Below are 17,361 nucleotides of genomic sequence, written 5' to 3' on the forward strand. Positions count from 1 at the left end.
TTCCTTTTACCCTCTCGGTCAGGAATATTCATATTGTTTAGACGTCTAAGCGTCTTGATTGCCAAAGACTAACATCGTGTTATAGTGGCAGCAACATAAGTATTACAAGCAGGCACCCCACAATGAGCAATAACGCATTGATTCCGCAAAGCAAACTTCCCAACCTGGGCACCACTATCTTTACGCAGATGAGCGCTCTGGCCCAGAAGCACAACGCCATTAACCTCTCGCAGGGGTTCCCGGATTTTGATGGTCCAGGCTATTTGCAGGAGCGTCTGGCCTGGCACGTTGCCCAGGGGGCGAATCAGTATGCGCCGATGACCGGTGTGCAGGCATTGCGTGACGCCATTGCGGATAAAACGGCGGAATGCTATGGCTATCAACCGGATGCCAACAGCGACATTACGGTGACGGCAGGTGCGACTGAAGCGCTGTATGCGGCCATCACCGCGCTGGTTCGCGCGGGCGATGAGGTTATCTGCTTTGACCCAAGCTACGACAGCTATGCGCCTGCCATCGAACTGTCCGGCGGCGTGGTGAAGCGCGTGGCATTACAGCCGCCGCATTTTCGCCCCGACTGGCAGGCGTTTGCTGCGCTGCTGAGCGACAACACCCGGCTGGTCATTCTGAATACACCACACAACCCGTCGGCGACGGTGTGGCAGAAGAGCGATTTCGCCGCGCTGTGGCAGGCCATTGCGGAACGTGAAATTTATGTTCTTAGCGACGAAGTGTATGAGCACATCTGCTTTGCCGGGGAAGGGCATGTCAGCGTGCTGGCCCATCCGCAGCTTCGCGAGCGCGCTGTGGCGGTGTCGTCATTCGGTAAAACCTATCATATGACCGGCTGGAAGGTGGGGTACTGCGTGGCACCGGCGGTCATCAGCGCGGAGTTGCGTAAAGTGCACCAGTACCTGACGTTTGCGGTGAACACGCCTGCCCAGCTGGCGCTGGCCGATATGCTGCGCGCTGAGCCTGAGCATTACCGTGAGCTGCCCGAATTTTACCGCGCTCGTCGGGATCGGTTTGTGAATGCCCTGAGTCAGAGCCGTCTGGAGATCCTGCCGTGTGAAGGCACCTATTTCCTGCTGGCCGATTACTGCGCCATTTCCGATCTGGACGACGTCAATTTTTGCCAGTGGCTGACCAAAGAGGTGGGCGTGGCGGCGATCCCGTTATCCGTCTTTTGCGCCGATCCCTTCCCGCATAAGCTGATTCGTCTCTGCTTTGCGAAACAGGAATCGACGCTGCTGGCGGCGGCAGAGCGTCTTAACGCGCTCTGATTATTTGACCGTCCAGGCTTCTGAGTAACGGCGGTCTGCAAAGAGTTCCAGCAGACCGTTGATTTGCTTGAGGCGTAATACCTCGTCGCTATCCATTCCCAGTTCCTGACTGATTCTCTCGTCGTCCCAGCCAAGCTGCACCAGCTCGCGGACGATATCGGACATCGCATTAATTTGATGGCGGCCGCGCGCCCGATTGTGACGAATGGTGGCCGCTATCCGGTCGAACTTTTTCTGCCGCTCTTTACGCAGACAGGTGACAGGCAGATAGCCTTTAAGCTGGCGTTTTAATACCGCCCGGTTGGACCCAATTTCATGGCGATGGAAGCCGTCGACAATTTCATAATGCCGGGCCTCACTTTCTGTCACCACAATGGGTTGGGTAAAACCGTCCATCTCCAGGGATTTACAGAGCAGCCGTTTTTCCGGCGGGGCAACGTTGTTGGGGTTGTAATCGTTCGCGGTAATCTCGTCCTGTTTGATCCACAGTACGCAGTCGACAGGCTGTTCGCGAAAAGGGCTATTTTCATGGATAGCCTGGCGAAAGGCGTTAATGGCTTCAATGCGTTTATCTTCGGGAAGAGACTGAAGATAATTTTTCATCTCGTTAATTAATTGCTGCTGCATAAGATCCCCCACTCCTTGCGTTTTGATTTCATCCGTTCGCTGTAACGCTGGTAATGCCTGGGTTTGTTCGGACTGAATGACAGCGCCCGGCACCAGTAGTCATTGTTGAGTAATACCTTGCACACGCGTCGCCAGGACGGGATATCTTTGGCGCCGATATCGCCCTCCTGGGTGTCGGGAATATCGGCCATGCCTCTCTTCTGATACCAGTGCAAATAGATCGCGATTTTATTGCGGTAATGTTCTGCGGTGGTGTGCGGCATGCTGTCGAGAAGCAGCATGGCGTATTCCCGCCAGCTGAGCGCGTCGGGTTTCAGAATTTTGCGGTGGCCATAGAAATGATTGTCCTGCCCCGCGTAGACCCCGCCACTGTGCACGCCGTTTACCCGCTCACACATCGCCGCCCAGCGTTCGGGCTCTACAACATGATAGAGCCACAATCCCTGACGCTGCTCCGGGCCAAAGGGTTCACAGATGCGCATATAGCGCGGCGGCACGCCAGCCTGAAACATCAGGTCGTAAAGCGGGTTATAGCACCCGCCCGTTTTCGCAAACCAGGTCCAGATATCGGCGGTTTTCCAGTCATAAAGCGGATAGACATACCAGGCGTGCCCGCCGGGGGCGACGGTGGTCCAGGGTTTGTCATCGGCAAAGCGCTGCTTTCGTGCGTTAGCGATCGTCAAAAAGCGATTGTAGGATTCATCGGCACGAATGCCGATCATCATTGCTGCCGGGCGCCTTTTGGCAAACCAGTCGGAAAATTCACGAACAAAGGCCTCGAAGGTCATGCCGGGCTGGTAGAACGAGAAGTAATCTGGATCGGTTACCGCCTCTTCAGGGGGCGTGCGTACCCAGTTTTTACCCGGCTCCCAGCACTGCCATTCGGGCTGGAACTGTGAAAGTGAATTTTGCGTGGTCAACGGGAGCGCTACCCACCAGCATTTTTCAATCACATCGGCGTATTGTGCGATCATGTTATTCACATGCTGAATGGTACAGGTGAACTGCGCTTCCCAGTCGATAAATAACAGACAGATTTTCTTTCCCATTTTTCGGGCTTGTCGGGCCGTTAAATGGAACATAATGGTGGAATCTTTTCCGCCAGAAAATGAAACACAGACCCTTGGCAGATTCTCAAGCGTCCATGTTATACGCTCTGTCGCAGCGTCAAGGACATTTTGATTAAGTGGATGCTTATAAATTGACAAAGGCAACTCCTCCTGGAAATAAATACCGGACGTTCATGTCAATGCAGGAGAGAGAATAATAGTAGTGAAAATAAAGGCAGGTAAATCAAAAAAGGCAGATTTTTTATTATCTATAAATGAGGGTTATATTTTGAAGAGAGAAATGGCTGTAAATATCACAGCCATTCGGATTTATTTTTGCGTAATCTGCTCAACAAACCTCGAGAAAACCGAGCTGTTAAGCGCTGAGCGGTTATAAACCATGAAGACTTCCATTTGTGGCAGCATGAAGGGGGCGTCCACTTTTTTCAGTCGCAATACGTCACGGTATTTTTCATACAGGACTTCCGGGATATATCCCACTAAATGCGATGCGCTGATCATGTTTATGATTGAAAAGAGAGAGTCGCAGCGAAAACCGATTGTCCTGTCGGCATGCACTTCCTCAGTCTTTGACTGATAGTGTTTCACACCCGCTTCATCGCTCAGGAAGATCGTAAACTTCTCTTTCTGCAGCTCTTCCAGGGTAGCGGTCTCCTGCAGACGGGGGTGATCCTGGCTGCACACCAGAATCATTCGGTAATTAACATAGGGAACGCATACCATTGAGCGATTGTTGATAGGCGCAATGGAGAAAATTAAGTCTGCTTTACGGTAGGCAAGCAGGTCTTCTGCGGAATCCGCGGACAGCAGCATGTCATGAAGCTCTATTTCATAATTGTGCTCTCGCATCAATAGCTTCATGGGGTTGAGCAGATTGTCAGTTGTCAGAACCTGTGGGCAGTAGATGACAAAATTCTTTTTGAGCGATGAGCCATGCATGATGTTGATGGTCTGCTCAAGCTGATTGAGGTTTTGCTCAAGATGATGATGCAAATTTGCCCCGACGGTAGTGGGAGTGATCCCTTTTCCCGAACGGATAAACAGCGGATCGTTCAGCTGGTTACGCAGCCGCTGCAGGGATTGACTAACCGCGGAAGGCGTTATGTAGAGCGTTTCTGCTGCCTTGCTGATGCTCAGGTGTTGGTAGATGCATTCGAAAATGACCAGCAGATTGAGATCGAATTTTTTTAAGTCGTAAAGATTTGCCATGTTTCATCCTGAGTGTGCTGCGTTGCGTTATCACATCACTGATAACTATAGAAGGAACGTAACCATTTACCATCCTTGATGGTTAGCTCGCTTAATTATGATTGAAAACCAACTTAATATATCACGAACGTAGATTAATGAAATAGAACTTCAATAATGGTTAAGATATTTTTACCTTTAAAATAGAAAACAGAACTGAATAAAAATAGTCAGATTTATATATGGACAAGTAATTATCACTCATTTTTATTTTTACTGGCGTGAGCATTAGCGGCGATGGGGAATGCTTAGTTTGGTAAAACCTATCACAGCCATAGATATGATTATCCCTTCAATCCATTGCCCTGTCCCGACACGAGTGCTGTAATCGGGGGGCTGTAACGACCTTGATATAAAGGTATGTAGAGCGCAACGCAACGCCAGTCTCACTGGCACTGAAAGTTCCTGTGGAAAGTTCAGGTATCAGGGCCGCCCACCAGGGCGGCCTTTTTACTTTCGGGCTTTTATTCATTGGGTTCACAACGTTGTCTTGTTCGGGTTGTTAGGTATGGCTGATTGATTTGATAAAGCAAACGCATTAGCCCATGTAGCGAAAGTTCGTTACCTTACATCTCAACGAAAACACGGAGGAAGTACAGATGTCTTTGATTAACACCAAAATTAAACCTTTCAAAAACCAGGCGTTCAAAAACGGCGAATTCATTGAAGTCACTGAGAAAGATACCGAAGGCCGCTGGAGCGTGTTCTTCTTCTATCCGGCTGACTTCACTTTCGTTTGCCCGACCGAACTGGGTGACGTAGCCGATCACTACGATGAACTGCAGAAGCTGGGCGTAGACGTGTACTCTGTCTCTACCGACACCCACTTCACCCACAAAGCGTGGCACAGCAGCTCTGAAACCATCGCGAAAATCAAATACGCGATGATCGGTGACCCGACTGGCGCCCTGACCCGTAACTTCGACAACATGCGTGAAGATGAAGGCCTGGCAGACCGTGCGACCTTCGTTGTTGACCCGCAGGGCATTATCCAGGCTATCGAAGTTACCGCTGAAGGTATCGGCCGTGATGCATCTGACCTGCTGCGTAAAGTGAAAGCAGCTCAGTACGTGGCGTCTCACCCAGGCGAAGTGTGCCCGGCGAAATGGAAAGAAGGCGAAGCGACGCTGGCTCCATCTTTAGACCTGGTCGGCAAGATCTAAGTCTGTAAAGTCTGGCGGCGCTGCGCTTGCACAGGCCTACAGTATCGTAGGCCGGGTAAACGACGTGCCATCCGGCAACCCATGGGCGCCCCCCGCGCCCATTTCATTCCAGCACCATGATGCAAGTTGCATTCAGGCCGCCCGTATAAGGCAGCTTGCATGATGACGTTTTTAGAGAGGGAAGAACAATGCTCGACACTACAATGAAAACCCAGCTCAAGGCATACCTTGAGAAACTGACCAAACCTGTTGAGCTGATTGCCACGCTGGACGACAGCGCTAAATCGGCAGAAATCAAGGAACTGCTGGCGGAGATCGCCGAACTGTCACCGAAAGTGACCTTCAAAGAAGCGAACGATCTGGCAGTGCGTAAGCCATCTTTCCTGATCACCAACCCGGGCTCTGATCAGGGGCCGCGTTTTGCCGGCTCACCGCTGGGCCACGAATTTACCTCACTGGTGCTGGCTCTGCTGTGGACCGGTGGGCATCCGTCGAAAGAGGCGCAGGCACTGCTGGAGCAGATCCGCGATATCGACGGGGATTTCACCTTTGAAACGTACTATTCGCTCTCCTGCCACAACTGCCCGGACGTGGTGCAGGCGCTGAACCTGATGTCAGTCCTGAACCCGCGTATTAAACACACCGCGATTGATGGCGGCACTTTCCAGAACGAAATCACCGATCGCAACGTGATGGGGGTTCCGGCAGTGTTCCTGAATGGGCAGGAGTTTGGCCAGGGCCGTATGACCTTGTCCGAAATTGTGGCCAAAGTGGATACCGGCGCCGAAAAACGTGCCGCAGAAGAGCTGAACAAGCGCGATGCGTATGATGTGCTGATTGTCGGCTCTGGCCCGGCGGGCGCCGCGGCAGCGGTCTATTCCGCACGTAAAGGTATTCGTACCGGTCTGATGGGCGAACGCTTTGGCGGCCAGGTGCTGGATACCGTGGATATCGAAAACTACATCTCTGTGCCGAAGACCGAAGGCCAGAAACTGGCTGGCGCACTTAAAGCGCACGTCAATGATTACGCAGTGGATGTAATCGACAGCCAGAGCGCCAGCAAGCTGGTTCCTGCCGCAGTCGAAGGTGGCTTACACCAGATTGAAACTGCTTCCGGCGCGGTGCTGAAAGCCCGCAGTATTATCATTGCCACCGGTGCCAAATGGCGCAACATGAACGTGCCGGGTGAAGATCAGTATCGCACCAAAGGCGTGACCTACTGCCCGCACTGCGATGGTCCGCTGTTTAAAGGCAAACGCGTGGCGGTGATTGGCGGTGGTAACTCCGGTGTCGAAGCGGCTATCGACCTGGCGGGCATTGTTGAACACGTTACCCTGCTGGAATTTGCACCAGAGATGAAGGCAGACCAGGTTCTGCAGGATAAAGTACGCAGCCTGAAAAACGTCGACATCGTGCTGAATGCGCAGACCACGGAAGTGAAGGGCGACGGCAGTAAAGTCACCGGTCTGGAGTACCGCGACCGCGTCAGTGGCGATGTGCACAGCGTTCCGCTTTCGGGGATCTTCGTGCAGATTGGTCTGCTGCCAAACACCACCTGGCTGGAAGGCGCCATTGAGCGTAACCGCATGGGCGAGATTATCATCGATGCCAAATGTGAAACCAGCGTGAAGGGCGTATTTGCAGCGGGCGACTGTACTACCGTGCCGTACAAGCAGATCATCATCGCGACCGGTGAAGGGGCGAAAGCGTCTCTGAGCGCGTTCGACTACCTGATTCGCACCAAAACAGCATAATAAAAGTCAGTAAGACTGCACCTGCACCAGGAGAGGCCACCATAAGGTGGCCTCTTTTTTTTATCTCACGACCATCACCGGAATGTGGGTGTGACGGATAACGCTGGAGGCGTTTGAACCCAGCAGATGCGTGGTAATGGACGGATTGCGTGAACCGATAACCACCACGTCGGCGTTCAGCTCGCTCGCCAGCTCGTTAACGGCATCGCGCACGCTGCCAAACCGGACATGCGTTTTAATGCGGGAAGGATCGATGGTGAAGTGCCCGACCATCGTTTGCAGGCGATTTTCCGCCTCATGCTGCAGATGCTCTTCAAAGCGGCGTACATCGGCGGCAAAGCGATGCAGACTCAGGCTGGCAGAACCCGGCAGCACGTGTAGAAGATGAATAATCCCGTCCTGCTGCGCCAGAAATTCCGCATGGCGTACGGCCTTGTCGCTCAGCTCCATCTCAAAAACATCAACCGGCATAATAATTCTCTGATACATACCCGTTTCTCCTTGTTTATAAACGCTGGAATCATTCAACCATAAAATGAATATGGTTTTTGTAAGCGCTGCGGCACTTTTCTGTTTTTCCCAGGATAAATCTCAAAAGCCCGCTAATCCCGGGCAGTTCGTCAGGGAACGCTACCCTTAAATACTTACCCGGATCCTTTCGGAGGTCGCATGAAAGCACTCACGTACCACGGTCCACATCATGTTCGTGTCGAGAATGTCCCCGATCCTGTTATTGAACAACCTGACGATATTATCCTGCGCGTAACGGCCACGGCGATCTGCGGATCGGATCTGCATCTCTACCGCGGGAAGATCCCCAAAGTTGAACACGGCGATATTTTTGGCCACGAGTTCATGGGCGAAGTGGTGGAGACGGGCAGGGAAGTGAAGACGCTGCAAAAAGGCGACCGGGTGGTGATCCCGTTTGTCATCGCCTGTGGTGACTGCTTCTTTTGCCGCCTGCAGCAGTACGCGGCCTGCGAGAGCACCAACGCCGGGCAGGGCGCCGCGCTGAATAAAAAGCAAATTCCCGCGCCCGCCGCGCTGTTTGGCTACAGCCATCTTTATGGCGGCGTGCCCGGTGGACAAGCGGAATACGTTCGGGTGCCCAAAGGAAACGTCGGGCCGTTCAAAGTGCCTCAGCTGCTCTCCGATGATAAAGCGCTGTTCCTCTCCGATATCTTGCCTACCGCGTGGCAGGCGGCGAAAAATGCCCAGATTGAAAAAGGCTCCAGCGTCGCCGTTTTTGGTGCAGGACCGGTGGGGTTACTGACCATCGCCTGCGCGCGGCTGTTAGGTGCCGAACAGATCTTTGTGGTTGACCATCACCCGTATCGTCTGCGTTTTGCCGCAGAGCGCTACGGCGCTATCCCCATCAACTTTGATGAAGACAACGACGCAGCGGAAAAAATCATTGAGCAAACCGCAGGCCAGCGCGGCGTGGATGCCGTCATTGATGCCGTGGGGTTTGAAGCCAAAGGCAGCACCACGGAAACCATCCTCAGCAACCTTAAAATTGAGGGCAGCAGCGGTAAAGCGCTGCGTCAGTGTATTGCTGCTGTTCGACGGGGTGGGGTGGTGAGCGTGCCCGGCGTGTATGCGGGCTTTATCCATGGCTTCCTGTTTGGTGATGCCTTCGATAAGGGGCTCAGTTTTAAGATGGGCCAGACCCACGTCCACGCCTGGCTTGGCGAGTTGTTACCGCTGATCGAAAAAGGGTTGCTGACGCCGGAGGAGATTGTCACCCACTATCTGCCGCTGGACGATGCCGAACGCGCCTACCGGATCTTTGAAAAACGGGAGGAGGCGTGCCGGAAGGTGATTCTGGTGCCCGGTGCAGAAACGCCGGAAGCGGCGGAACAGCAGGTTAAAGGGCTGGTGAATGCGTTTCCGGGTGGGGTGGTTTAAGACGGTTCCCTTACCTGCGGCACGATATAGGACGTCCAGGTGAATCTGCGGAAAGAGGATGCGCAGGCATCCTCTGTGCAACGCGGGTCGCGCTTGTTCAGATGGGATTAACGCAGGTAATCGCCTGCCGCTTCTGGCTGGTAGAGCAACGCCAGCACTTCCAGATGGGTCGAGGCACCGCCCGGCAATTCCCAGTGAATGGTATCCCCCGTACGCAGGCCCAGCAGGGCCGCGCCGACCGGTGCCAGCACGGAAAGCTGAGCGCTGCTGTCGGTCATTTGCGCCGGGTAGACCAGCGTGCGGGTTAACTCTTCGCCCGTTGTCAGGTTGCGGAATTTGACCTGGCTGTTCATGGTGACCACGTCATGCGGCATGGACTCCGGGGTACACATCTGCGCCCGGTCGAGCTCTTCATTCAGGGCATCGGCTACCGGGAGCGAGGCGAATTCTGGTTTTTCCAGAAGTCGGTCAATACGTTCTGCGTCAAGTTCATTGATAATGATGGTGGGTCTGGACATTTTTTACTCCATGTCGTTAATGCTGCGTGTAACGCAGAAACCAATCCAAAAGAAAACCCTCGCCGTCTGGCAGCGAGGGTTTAACTCTCCCGATGATACTGCCTGCGCACGCAACTTTGAAGTGATAGAGGTCACATTCATGGGCCATATGAATTTTCGCTGAAATTTATTCAGTCTGCATTTCTGGCGGATTGCGTTACGCTGAACGTTCTGAATCAGGATAGTGGGTAAACGCAGTTCGCGTCTGACCCTCATTAAGAGAGCGCTATGTACTTTTATCAACCGTCACAGGGGCATGGCCTGCCGCATGACCCGCTGAATGCCATTATTGGTCCGCGTCCGATTGGCTGGATCTCCTCCTGCGACCAGGCAGGACAGATCAACCTGGCACCGTATAGCTTCTTTAACTGCTTTAACTACCGCCCGCCGATTATTGGCTTTTCCAGCAACGGCTGGAAAGACAGCGTGCGTAATATTAACGAAACGGGTGAGTTTGTCTGGAACCTTGCCACGCGCGATCTGGCTGAGGCGATGAATCTCACCTCCGCTACGCTGCCTCACGATCAAGACGAGTTCTCTTTTTCCGGATTGACGCCAGCGGCAAGCCAGCTTGTAAAGGCGCCACGCGTGGCCGAGAGTCCGGTGAACTTTGAGTGCCGCCTGTCGCAGTGTATTCAGCTGACCGGCGCCGACGGCACGCCGGTAGACACCTGGCTGGTGCTGGGCGAAGTGGTGGGGATTCATATTGCAGAATCGCTGCTGGAAGAGGGGATCTACCAGACGGCGAAAGCGCAGCCCATCCTGCGTGCGGGTGGGCCGACGGCCTATTATGGCATCAGTGATGAACACCGCTTCGATATGGTGCGCCCGATTGTGGATCAGTAACCCACTTTATCGATAACAAACTGTTTGCCACAGTTACCCGGATGTGGCTGTGGCGCAAAAGAGCCGGCAGACAGCGGGTTATTAATGGTGCTGGCCTTAAGCGAGATCTGCATTTCGGTCAGATAGGCCGGATTACCATTGCAGGTCAGTTTGAACGCTTTGACGTTGTCTTTGCTCCAGCTTTTCGCCACGGCGTTATCAAAATCTTTACGGCTTACCGTTTTACCGTAGTTATCCGCCAGGAATTTACCCACCGCGCTGTTTTTTATCTCCTGATTCATCCGTACCATGGTGCCGAAATAGGCGTCAGGATCAAAGCCGAAGCAGACGCCGTGTTTGGCATATTCATAGCGTTCCAGGCAGGAGTTACCGCCAGCACCGGGCATGACGCTGTTCAGCTTTGCGGCACCCGACAGTGATAGCCCGGTTTCGGCGGCTGAGCATTTGCGGCTGGCTTTGGCTTCCGGCATGTTCGGGATTGGGCGGGTCGCGCAGCCAAAACGCATCCAGCGGCGTTCATCCACGCCGCGTGCGGCGATGGATTTTGGCAGGCCAGGCCATAATCCGTGTACGGTTAGATAATCGGTCTTGTTATTGCTCTCTTTTTGCAGACGGCACTCTTCGGGTTCGTTACGGTTACGTTCAGCCATGCTCTGGCAGAACCCGGTTTGCCAGGAAAGCGCCAGAACGTAGCGATCGAAATCGCCATACTGCGTGGCTTTGAGCGGATCCGCCTGCGCGGAGAAGACACAGAGTGCAAGCGCCATGGCGCCAGACGGGATAACGATATCCTTCCTGAACATGTGATTTCCTGATGGGTTAACGCGATAGATTTCTGGAAGTTATTAAAGCACAAAAAGCGCCCGCAGGCGCTTTTTGGATATCGGTCATTTTACTCAGGCTGCGCCAGGAACCAGCACTTCGGTTGCGATAATCACGATGATCAGGCCCACAAGCACCGGGACCGACGTGCGTTTTACCACTTCGAACGGCGAGATTTTTGCCATCCCGGCGACCGCGACTACGACACCTGATACCGGCGAAATGGTACGACCGAGGTTAGACGCCTGAAGCATGGGAATGGAGAGGTAAGCCGGGTTAATACCGGAAGAATGTGCCAGTTTTGGGATCATCTCAACGAAGGCGTAGAACGGCGCGTTACCTGAACCGGTGGTCATAGCTGCCAGCATGGTCAGCACCACCAGTACCAGCATCAGGATAATGCTGGCAGAGCCGAACGACGTGGCGATGGAGATAAGGCTCTGAATAAAGCCGATAGTGCTCAGACCCTGCGCGAAGACGCCTGCCGCCACCAACAGCATCACAACGCCTGCAAACGCATCGGCCATACCGCGATACGCCACTTCCAGGCCAGAAAATACCTTCTGAGTGTTGAAACCGCGAATAAATTCCAGCATGGCGGCCAGCAGCATACAGATAACCAGAATGGTAATGATGTGCAGCTGTGGTCCCCATTTGCCGTCAAAAATCAGCACGCCGATGATAGGGGTGAACGGCAGAATGGAATAGAACGCCGGGGCGGTGGTGGTGATTTCATTCACGTCCATCATTTCGTGGCTGATGTGCTCTTTTTTATCGAGATAACGCTGCCAGAAGAAATGCGCGATGCCCATGCCCACGATAGCCACAATGGAAATCGGCAGCGTGGTTTTAAAGGCGAAATCGATGAGTGACATTTCTGCGGCTTTCGCCGCCAGTACGACGTCGCCAGAGGTAGGGGTGAGAATAATGGCCGCCGGAGAGGCGCAGATAGCCGCCGCTGCACCACGGCTAATGCCGACGTTAACCATCACCGGGAACAGGGTAGCCATTAGCAACACCCCCAGGCCAGTCGCGGACGACACGGCCAGCGACATCAGACAGGCGAGGAAGTAGGCTGCTACCATCAGCAGATACGGGGAGTTGATGTACTGCAGCGGTCTGGAGGCCAGCTTCACGACCATATCGTTGGCACCAATATGGGTCATGTAGGCGGCAAAACCGCACAGCATCATGATCATCATGCCCAGATCGCCACCACGGCTCATGAGCAGAATTTTAATGTATTCAACAATGTCTGTGGCGGTATACCCGGTGCTGGCTGCGCTGGCGGGTAAGACCTGGTGACCCATCAGGGCGCTAACGATCAGCAAGGCCAGGCCGCCGACAAATAACACGCCCGTGGCGGAATACCCCTTAATGATGTAGCGTGCTACACCGACAATGACGACGACTCCGATAAGGAGCTCGAAAAACGTAAGCATGATTTCCCCTGTATCCTTGCTGCCCGAGAGCACAAATAATCAATAAAAAAGAAGGATGAGAATGTGCCGAATTAATGGCCAGTCCTTGCTGATTAAAATCAATAAATATACTACTAAAGCAGATGTTAGCGATATTTTTGCCATGGTGATGGCAATAATGACATATGGGTATTGACCGGTGACAACAGTGGAGTATGTCATTTAAATGCTAATGAGTTGTTAATTTATTGATTCTATATTAACACGTTCCTGAATAAGAGGGGAAAAGACTTTTCCTGCCGGTGCGCGTTGGTGAGTGGGTCCGTACAGCGTTTCGTGAGAAAGGGGCTGAGCAGCACGAAAACACTGGCTGTAGAGGCTAATGATAATCTTTATACCTTGCAGACAGGGCGTTATGTTTGTCCTGAAAGCCATATTAAAAGCAGGGTTATTTTTACCGGTAGGCATTATTAAAAAAGGTTTGAACGCGCCCGTGAGATGATTATTCAACAGGCCGCCGTGCCGCTCTCAGAATATTCTCGCAAAGTGGCTGATTAATTAGGAGTAATGCCGATGCCGTTAAGGCTCCATTCAACTATTGTATGGTAAACTTTGCCTCGAATACTAAGAATGGTAATTGCATTGTGATCGTACGTAATAAATTTTTCTTCATTTTTCTGTTTATTTTTGCACAGTTAACGCTCTCTTCTGTGGCACAGGCTGAAGAGAACGCGACGGATAAGGGCTGGTTCTCCACCTTTACGGATAATGTTTCGCAGACCTGGAATGCGCCAGAGCACTATGATCTCTACGTGCCGGCCATCACCTGGCATGCACGCTTTGCCTACGACAAAGAAAAGACCGACAAATATAACGAGCGCCCGTGGGGGGCAGGTTTTGGTCAGTCGCGCTGGGACGAAAAGGGCAACTGGCACGGTATTTATCTGATGGCCTTTAAAGACTCCTTTAACAAATGGGAACCGATCGGTGGCTATGGCTGGGAGAAAACCTGGCGTCCGTTAGCTGACGACAACTTCCACGTTGGCCTGGGCTATACCGCCGGGGTGACTGCACGCGACAACTGGAACTATATCCCCATTCCGGTTCTGCTGCCGCTGGCCTCAATTGGTTATGGTCCTGCAACGTTCCAGATGACCTACATTCCCGGTACGTACAACAACGGTAACGTTTACTTCGCCTGGATGCGTTTTCAGTTTTAACTGAAAAAAGCTGACAAAGTGGTGAAAAAATGCGCAGTCGTTGATTCATATGGGATAAAAATCCGCCAGCGAAAATTAACGCGACTTTAGTCACTTTTTATCAAAGATCCGCTGGACAAAAGGTCCCACAATTGTTGTACTGGTAACCGACACAGCATTTGTGTCGTTTTTTAATGTAAAGGTAATTTTGATGTCTAAGATTAAAGGTAACGTTAAGTGGTTTAATGAGTCCAAAGGATTCGGTTTCATTACTCCTGAAGATGGCAGCAAAGACGTGTTCGTACACTTCTCTGCAATCCAGTCTAATGGTTTCAAAACTCTGGCTGAAGGTCAGCGTGTAGAGTTCGAAATCACTAACGGTGCCAAAGGCCCTTCTGCTGCTAACGTAATCGCTCTGTAATTCAGACGCGTCAGCAAGAATTTCAAAACCCGCTCACTGAGCGGGTTTTTTTCGTTTTGCATCAGCCAAGCAGATACATCTTCAGGAAGCTGGCAACGATCAGCACGCTCAACAACACCACGCCTGCGCTCATCAAACTCTCTTTCATTCTGTCACCCTCGTTCTGTATTGGCACCAGAGTGACAGAGAAAAATTAAGCCAACATTAACGCTTCGGCAGTTAGTGGGGGCTGGCGGAAGAAAATAGCCAGAATGCGATCCCGGTCATCGCAAAAGAGCCGAGCATATTTATCGCAACGTTCAGCAACGCCCAGCCGATACGGCCTTCCTGAAACAAAAACACCGTTTCCGCAGAAAAGGTGGAGAAGGTGGTTAAACCGCCGCAGAACCCGGTGGTAATCAATACTTTCCACATGGGATCGATGTGCGTCATACGGTTAAACCAGGCCAGACCCATGCCAATGATAAACGCACCAATCAGGTTTGCGGCCAGTGTTCCCATTGGAATCGCCTGATGCAGTGGATTAAACCGCATACTCAGGAACCACCGCGCAACGCTCCCCGTCCCCCCACCAATAAAAACAGCTAAAAGGAGTTGTAACACTGTAAATACCTGCTATTTGATGTGTAAGAGTGGCGAGTTTAACGCTGTTTATAATCAGGGGACAAATATGTATGTTGCGGTAGGGCAGTTTGCGGTCACGCCTCGCTGGCATGAGAACGCGGCGCAGTGTGTCTCGCTGATGAAACAGGCACAACAGAAGGGAGCGTCATTGCTGGTGCTGCCAGAGGCCTTGCTGGCACGCGATGATAACGACCCGGATTTGTCGGTGAAATCCGCGCAGCCGCTGGATGGCGCGTTTTTACAGCAATTACTGGCCGAGAGCGCGGGTAATGACATGACCACAATTTTGACGGTCCATGTGCCGTCAACGCCTGGCCGGGCAGTTAACACACTGGTGGCCATCCGTGGCGGCGTCATCATCGCCAGCTATGCCAAGCTTCATCTCTATGATGCGTTCAGTATCCAGGAGTCGCGCCTGGTTGACCCGGGGGAGTGCGTTCCGCCCCTGATCGCGGTTGATGGTTTAAACATTGGGCTGATGACCTGCTACGATTTGCGTTTTCCTGAGCTGGCGTTGAGCCTGGCATTACAGGGAGCGGATGTGCTTGTTCTGCCTGCCGCGTGGGTTAAAGGGCCGCTGAAAGAGCATCACTGGGCCACGTTGCTTACGGCGCGCGCGCTGGATACCACCTGTTATGTGGTCGCGGCAGGGGAGTGCGGCAATAAAAATATCGGGCAGAGCAGGGTGATTGACCCGCTGGGCGTCACGATTGCCGCCGCAGCGGAAGGTCCGGTTTTACTGATGGCGGAGATAATTTCAGAAAGGATAGCGCTTGCACGGCAGCAATTACCTGTTCTTCGCAACCGACGTTTTGCGCCACCGCAATTATTGTGATGTTTTTTTCAACAATGCTTGATTCACCTTGTTACAGGTTGCTATTGTGTGCACGCGCCAAATGACCGTTAATATGATCCGGTTTTGACGCTGAATGCAGCCTGTTTTAAGTAAAGAAGGTATCTATGGGTGAGATTAGTATTACCAAACTGCTGGTGGTTGCCGCACTGGTCGTCCTGCTGTTTGGTACCAAGAAGTTACGCACGCTGGGTGGTGACCTGGGTGCCGCCATCAAAGGCTTTAAGAAAGCGATGAACGACGATGACGCGGCAGCGAAGAAAAGCGCCGAGGATACCGTTCCGGCTGAAAAGCTCTCTCACAAAGAGTAACGGCAATGCCTTAAGGCTTGCGAAAAAAAACCGGCTCAACAGGCCGGTTTTTTTGTATTCCTGTAAGTGAATATTACAGGGTTATTTAACTTCTTCGCCTTTTGCCTGCATATCGGCATGGTAAGAGGAACGCACAAACGGACCGCAGGCAGCATGGGTGAAGCCCATCGCCATCGCTTCCGCTTTCATCTCATCAAATTCATCCGGGCTAACGTAGCGCTGCACCGGCAGGTGATGACGGCTTGGCTGCAGATACTGGCCCAGCGTCAGCATGGTCACGCCGTGGCGACGCAGATCGCGCATCACTTCGATGATTTCGTCATTGGTCTCACCAAGGCCGACCATCAGACCTGACTTGGTAGGGATATGTGGATGCGCTTCTTTAAAACGCTCCAGCAGCTTCAGGGACCAGTTGTAGTCAGCACCCGGACGCACCTGACGGTAGAGACGCGGTACGTTCTCCAGGTTGTGGTTAAAGACGTCTGGTGGCGTTGCGGTCAGGATATCCAGCGCGCGGTCCATACGACCACGGAAATCCGGCACCAGCGTCTCAATCTTAATGTTCGGGCTTTTCTCGCGAATGGCAGTAATGCAGTCAGCAAAGTGCTGAGCACCCCCATCACGCAGGTCATCACGGTCAACGGAGGTAATGACCACATAACGCAGCGCCATATCAGCAATGGTCTGCGCCAGTTTTTGAGGTTCGTTTGCATCTGGTGCCACCGGGCGGCCATGAGCAACATCGCAGAACGGGCAACGGCGGGTACAGATAGCACCCAGAATCATAAACGTCGCGGTGCCGTGGTTGAAACACTCAGCAAGGTTCGGGCAAGAGGCTTCTTCACATACAGAGTGAAGGCCATTCTTACGCATCGCCGCTTTGATCCCCTGGATACGCGAAGAGTCGGCCGGAAGTTTGATTTTCATCCATTCCGGTTTTCTTAACAGCGCCTCGCGCTCTGTAGCCACGTTTTTAACCGGGATAAGGGCCATTTTATCGGCATCGCGGTATTTAACACCGCGTTCCATCACAATGGGTTTACTCATAGCGTGCGTGTTCCAGTTGCGAATATCGAAGGAAAGCGTTTCAATTCAAGGGAATGTTGTATTTATCAACTATTTTTGAACGAACGACAGGCAGTATATCATTGAAACGGTCGTTAAAGCAGCCTGCCAGGTCGCCAATTTGTAAAATAGTTGTTGTTTTGTGCCTTTTGCCCTGCGTGAGGCAGGGGCTTGTGCTGTGTCAACCTG

18 protein-coding genes are annotated in these 17,361 nt (G+C 52.5%); 9 read left to right on the forward strand and 9 right to left on the reverse strand.

Going from position 1 to position 17,361, the window contains the following annotated elements; translation table 11 throughout:
• The first annotated feature begins 122 nt into the window (after positions 1-122).
• Entirely contained in the window at positions 123-1,283 is a 1,161-nt protein-coding gene (locus ACQG19_RS06760; RefSeq protein ID WP_246931562.1) for a pyridoxal phosphate-dependent aminotransferase, read from the forward strand.
• Here ACQG19_RS06760 and ACQG19_RS06765 read toward each other — a convergent pair whose 3' ends face one another.
• The 3 genes from ACQG19_RS06765 to citR all read right to left on the reverse strand — a co-directional run bounded on the left by ACQG19_RS06765 (position 1,284) and on the right by citR (position 4,189).
• Entirely contained in the window at positions 1,284-1,910 is a 627-nt protein-coding gene (locus ACQG19_RS06765; protein ID WP_013097610.1) for an IbrB-like domain-containing protein, read from the reverse strand.
• A complete protein-coding gene (locus ACQG19_RS06770) occupies positions 1,895-3,118 on the reverse strand; it encodes a phosphoadenosine phosphosulfate reductase (RefSeq protein WP_029882127.1) in 1,224 nt (407 codons plus the stop codon). The genes ACQG19_RS06765 and ACQG19_RS06770 overlap by 16 nt, the downstream gene beginning before the upstream one ends.
• Positions 3,119-3,289: 171 nt before the next feature.
• A complete protein-coding gene (gene citR, locus ACQG19_RS06775) occupies positions 3,290-4,189 on the reverse strand; it encodes a DNA-binding transcriptional repressor CitR (protein ID WP_246931560.1) in 900 nt (299 codons plus the stop codon).
• 638 nt (positions 4,190-4,827) lie between these two features.
• Here citR and ahpC point away from each other — a divergent pair.
• Together ahpC and ahpF are read left to right on the forward strand one after the other, a co-directional pair.
• Positions 4,828-5,391, forward strand: a complete 564-nt coding sequence (gene ahpC / locus ACQG19_RS06780; protein WP_008501015.1) for an alkyl hydroperoxide reductase subunit C — start codon at positions 4,828-4,830, stop codon at positions 5,389-5,391.
• A gap of 188 nt (positions 5,392-5,579) precedes the next feature.
• The gene (ahpF, locus tag ACQG19_RS06785; RefSeq protein WP_029882129.1) at positions 5,580-7,145 is read left to right on the forward strand and encodes an alkyl hydroperoxide reductase subunit F; all 1,566 of its coding nucleotides are present in this window, start codon (positions 5,580-5,582) and stop codon (positions 7,143-7,145) included.
• Positions 7,146-7,205: 60 nt separating this feature from the next.
• Here the strand turns inward: ahpF and uspG are convergent, their stop codons facing one another.
• Positions 7,206-7,634: a universal stress protein UspG gene (uspG, locus tag ACQG19_RS06790; RefSeq protein ID WP_013097606.1), complete on the reverse strand. Its 429-nt coding sequence runs from the start codon at positions 7,632-7,634 to the stop codon at positions 7,206-7,208.
• Between the two features lie 180 nt (positions 7,635-7,814).
• Between uspG and ACQG19_RS06795 the strand changes: the two genes are divergently transcribed.
• A complete protein-coding gene (locus ACQG19_RS06795; RefSeq protein WP_013097605.1) occupies positions 7,815-9,053 on the forward strand; it encodes a zinc-dependent alcohol dehydrogenase in 1,239 nt (412 codons plus the stop codon).
• A 107-nt stretch (positions 9,054-9,160) separates the two neighbouring features.
• On the opposite strand, the gene rnk is transcribed toward ACQG19_RS06795, so the two are convergent.
• Positions 9,161-9,571 carry a nucleoside diphosphate kinase regulator gene (gene rnk / locus ACQG19_RS06800; protein ID WP_013097604.1) on the reverse strand — a complete coding sequence of 137 codons (411 nt, stop codon included), beginning with the start codon at positions 9,569-9,571 and terminating at the stop codon, positions 9,161-9,163.
• A 267-nt stretch (positions 9,572-9,838) separates the two neighbouring features.
• On the opposite strand from rnk, the gene ACQG19_RS06805 reads away from it, so the two are divergent.
• Positions 9,839-10,456, forward strand: coding sequence for a flavin reductase family protein (locus tag ACQG19_RS06805; protein ID WP_013097603.1), 618 nt, complete (start codon positions 9,839-9,841; stop codon positions 10,454-10,456).
• Here the strand turns inward: ACQG19_RS06805 and rna are convergent.
• Together rna and dcuC are read right to left on the reverse strand one after the other, a co-directional pair.
• Positions 10,450-11,259 (reverse strand): ribonuclease I, encoded by an 810-nt coding sequence (rna, locus tag ACQG19_RS06810; RefSeq protein ID WP_013097602.1) that lies wholly within the window; start codon positions 11,257-11,259, stop codon positions 10,450-10,452. The two genes, ACQG19_RS06805 and rna, sit on opposite strands and share 7 nt — an antisense overlap.
• Before the next feature lie 93 nt (positions 11,260-11,352).
• On the reverse strand, positions 11,353-12,720 hold the full coding sequence (gene dcuC / locus ACQG19_RS06815; RefSeq protein ID WP_246931559.1) for an anaerobic C4-dicarboxylate transporter DcuC: 1,368 nt from the start codon (positions 12,718-12,720) through the stop codon (positions 11,353-11,355).
• 581 nt (positions 12,721-13,301) lie between these two features.
• On the opposite strand from dcuC, the gene pagP reads away from it, so the two are divergent.
• On the forward strand, positions 13,302-13,919 hold the full coding sequence (gene pagP / locus ACQG19_RS06820; protein WP_155687007.1) for a lipid IV(A) palmitoyltransferase PagP: 618 nt from the start codon (positions 13,302-13,304) through the stop codon (positions 13,917-13,919).
• 190 nt (positions 13,920-14,109) lie between these two features.
• Positions 14,110-14,319, forward strand: coding sequence for a transcription antiterminator/RNA stability regulator CspE (cspE, locus tag ACQG19_RS06825; protein ID WP_002439184.1), 210 nt, complete (start codon positions 14,110-14,112; stop codon positions 14,317-14,319).
• A 219-nt stretch (positions 14,320-14,538) separates the two neighbouring features.
• Here cspE and crcB read toward each other — a convergent pair whose 3' ends face one another.
• Positions 14,539-14,922, reverse strand: coding sequence for a fluoride efflux transporter CrcB (gene crcB, locus ACQG19_RS06830; protein WP_029882131.1), 384 nt, complete (start codon positions 14,920-14,922; stop codon positions 14,539-14,541).
• A gap of 67 nt (positions 14,923-14,989) precedes the next feature.
• Here crcB and ACQG19_RS06835 point away from each other — a divergent pair, with 67 nt between their 5' ends.
• Together ACQG19_RS06835 and tatE are read left to right on the forward strand one after the other, a co-directional pair.
• A complete protein-coding gene (locus tag ACQG19_RS06835; protein WP_029882132.1) occupies positions 14,990-15,778 on the forward strand; it encodes a deaminated glutathione amidase in 789 nt (262 codons plus the stop codon).
• A 125-nt stretch (positions 15,779-15,903) separates the two neighbouring features.
• A complete protein-coding gene (gene tatE / locus ACQG19_RS06840) occupies positions 15,904-16,107 on the forward strand; it encodes a twin-arginine translocase subunit TatE (RefSeq protein WP_013097596.1) in 204 nt (67 codons plus the stop codon).
• 81 nt (positions 16,108-16,188) lie between these two features.
• Here the strand turns inward: tatE and lipA are convergent, their stop codons facing one another.
• A complete protein-coding gene (gene lipA / locus ACQG19_RS06845; RefSeq protein ID WP_013097595.1) occupies positions 16,189-17,154 on the reverse strand; it encodes a lipoyl synthase in 966 nt (321 codons plus the stop codon).
• Between the last annotated feature and the right edge of the window lie 207 nt (positions 17,155-17,361).

The sequence above is a fragment of the Enterobacter cloacae complex sp. 277I4 genome (assembly GCF_050031465.1).
GTDB lineage: Bacteria > Pseudomonadota > Gammaproteobacteria > Enterobacterales > Enterobacteriaceae > Enterobacter > Enterobacter cloacae.

Excerpts from the sequence above, each read along its gene's own strand:
- ACQG19_RS06760 (WP_246931562.1), top strand. The coding sequence starts at position 123 with ATGAGCAATAACGCATTGATTCCGCAAAGCAAACTTCCCAACCTGGGC.
- ACQG19_RS06765 (WP_013097610.1), bottom strand. The coding sequence starts at position 1,910 with ATGCAGCAGCAATTAATTAACGAGATGAAAAATTATCTTCAGTCTCTT.
- citR (WP_246931560.1), bottom strand. The coding sequence starts at position 4,189 with ATGGCAAATCTTTACGACTTAAAAAAATTCGATCTCAATCTGCTGGTC.
- ahpC (WP_008501015.1), top strand. The coding sequence starts at position 4,828 with ATGTCTTTGATTAACACCAAAATTAAACCTTTCAAAAACCAGGCGTTC.
- ahpF (WP_029882129.1), top strand. The coding sequence starts at position 5,580 with ATGCTCGACACTACAATGAAAACCCAGCTCAAGGCATACCTTGAGAAA.
- uspG (WP_013097606.1), bottom strand. The coding sequence starts at position 7,634 with ATGTATCAGAGAATTATTATGCCGGTTGATGTTTTTGAGATGGAGCTG.
- ACQG19_RS06795 (WP_013097605.1), top strand. The coding sequence starts at position 7,815 with ATGAAAGCACTCACGTACCACGGTCCACATCATGTTCGTGTCGAGAAT.
- rnk (WP_013097604.1), bottom strand. The coding sequence starts at position 9,571 with ATGTCCAGACCCACCATCATTATCAATGAACTTGACGCAGAACGTATT.
- ACQG19_RS06805 (WP_013097603.1), top strand. The coding sequence starts at position 9,839 with ATGTACTTTTATCAACCGTCACAGGGGCATGGCCTGCCGCATGACCCG.
- rna (WP_013097602.1), bottom strand. The coding sequence starts at position 11,259 with ATGTTCAGGAAGGATATCGTTATCCCGTCTGGCGCCATGGCGCTTGCA.
- dcuC (WP_246931559.1), bottom strand. The coding sequence starts at position 12,720 with ATGCTTACGTTTTTCGAGCTCCTTATCGGAGTCGTCGTCATTGTCGGT.
- pagP (WP_155687007.1), top strand. The coding sequence starts at position 13,302 with ATGGTAAACTTTGCCTCGAATACTAAGAATGGTAATTGCATTGTGATC.
- cspE (WP_002439184.1), top strand. The coding sequence starts at position 14,110 with ATGTCTAAGATTAAAGGTAACGTTAAGTGGTTTAATGAGTCCAAAGGA.
- ACQG19_RS06835 (WP_029882132.1), top strand. The coding sequence starts at position 14,990 with ATGTATGTTGCGGTAGGGCAGTTTGCGGTCACGCCTCGCTGGCATGAG.
- tatE (WP_013097596.1), top strand. The coding sequence starts at position 15,904 with ATGGGTGAGATTAGTATTACCAAACTGCTGGTGGTTGCCGCACTGGTC.
- lipA (WP_013097595.1), bottom strand. The coding sequence starts at position 17,154 with ATGAGTAAACCCATTGTGATGGAACGCGGTGTTAAATACCGCGATGCC.